The 1,721-nt window shown below is 68.2% G+C and carries 1 protein-coding gene; it reads left to right on the top strand.

The window, feature by feature from the left end:
- Positions 1–415 precede the first annotated feature (415 nt).
- Entirely contained in the window at positions 416–1,672 is a 1,257-nt protein-coding gene (locus tag PSD17_RS23055; RefSeq protein WP_339124484.1) for an IS110 family transposase, read from the top strand.
- Positions 1,673–1,721: the final 49 nt, after the last annotated feature.

The raw sequence follows: 1,721 nt of genomic DNA, 5'->3' as shown, positions 1-1,721 counted from the left end.
GCGGGTCAGGTCTCTAATGACAGCTGAACCCGGCGCCCGGAGCCTCCGTAGCTCGGCTGGTGAGGCTCCGGCGGGTTCACGCGGTGGCGGCCGGCCGTGACGGACGCCTGTCAGGTCTTGGAGCCGGGAGCTCTGCTGATAGATCGGCGCTGTCGGCGCGTCGGGCCGTCACCGCGTCCTCTCGATCGATGAGGGTGCTGTTCGTGATCGCTGCCCGCCCGCATGGTCGATCCCTCGCACCGTGGGAGCCGTCGAGCTCTGCTGTGAAGGCCGGGACCGTGCGGGTTGCTGAGAACGCGAACGGCTCAATCGGAGGGCAGGCCCTTGAGCCTCATCATTAGAGCGCCGCGCGGTCTCACCAGGACAGCTGATCTGTCACCAACACCTACATCCCTCGCGGAATGGAGATCGACACGTGGATGCACGGCCCCGCGCCTACTGCGGGATCGACTGGGCCGAAGGCCATCACGACCTCGCTGTGGTCAACCCCGACGGCAAGCTCATCGCCAAGCGACGTATCGCCGACAACGCCGAAGGCTTCGCCGAGCTGATCGCCATCCTGGCAGAGGCCGGTGATACCCCTGAGCAGCCGATCCCGGTGGCCATCGAGACTCCACGCGGGCTGATGGTGGCCGCGCTGCGCGAGACGGGACGCCGGATCTATCCGATCAACCCACTGGCTGTCGCGCGCTACCGGGAGCGCCACTCAGTCTCGCGGAAGAAGTCCGACCACGTCGATGCGATGACCTTGGCTAACATCTTGCGCACCGATGCCCACGTTCACCGGCCTTTACCGGCTGACACCGAGCTGGCCCGTGCTGTCGCGGTGCTCGCGAGAGCGGCCCAGGACGCCATCTGGCGGCGCACCAAGGCCACCCAGGAGCTGCGGTCACTGCTGCGCGAGTTCTACCCCGGATTCCTCGATGCCTTCGCCCACAACGGCTCCACCAACCTCGCCAGCCGGGAAGCGCGCGCGGTCCTGAGGCTCGCACCCACGCCCGCCAAGGGCGCCGTGGTCTCGAAGGCCCGTATTGCCGCCGCACTGCGCCGAGCCGGCCGACAGCGCGGCATCGATGCTCTGGCCACGACCATCCATCGCGCGCTGGGCACGAAGCACCTGCGCCACCCGCACACGGTCGAGGAAGCGATGGGACGACATGCCGCTGCGCTGCTCGCTACCCTCGACACCGAGTGCAGCAACGCCGACGAACTCAGCGCTGCCGCGAGCGAGGCGTTCGGGCAACACCCCGACTACGCGATCATCACCAGCTTCGACGGCCTCGGCGACCTCACCGGCGCCCGCGTGTTGGCCGAGATCGGCGACGACCCGACCCGGTTCGCCGACGCCCGAGCGCTCAAGGCCTTCGCCGGATCCGCCCCCGTTACCCGCGCGTCGGGCCGAAGCATCTCCGTCACCCGCCGCACAGTGAAGAACAACCGGCTCGCCGCAGTCGGATTCGTCTGGGCCTTCGCCGCCATCCCCCGACCTGGCCCCGCCAAGCGTCACTACGACAGGCGACGAGCTCGAGGAGACCGGCACGCAGCAGCGCTGCGCAACCTCTACAACCGCCAACTCGGCCAGCTCTACCACTGCCTGCAGACCCGCCAGACCTACGACCCGATCAAGGCCTTCCCCGAGTCAGCGACCCACGTCCTGGAACACGCGGCTTGACTCCTTAGCAAGATCGGAGGTCTATCAGCGGTCGTTGGCGCCCGCCGAC

The sequence above is a fragment of the Pseudonocardia sp. D17 genome, assembly GCF_036984265.1.
Lineage (GTDB): Bacteria > Actinomycetota > Actinomycetes > Mycobacteriales > Pseudonocardiaceae > Pseudonocardia > Pseudonocardia benzenivorans.
Note: the sequence above shows the minus strand (reverse complement) of the source record. Positions and strands in the feature narration are given on the sequence as shown.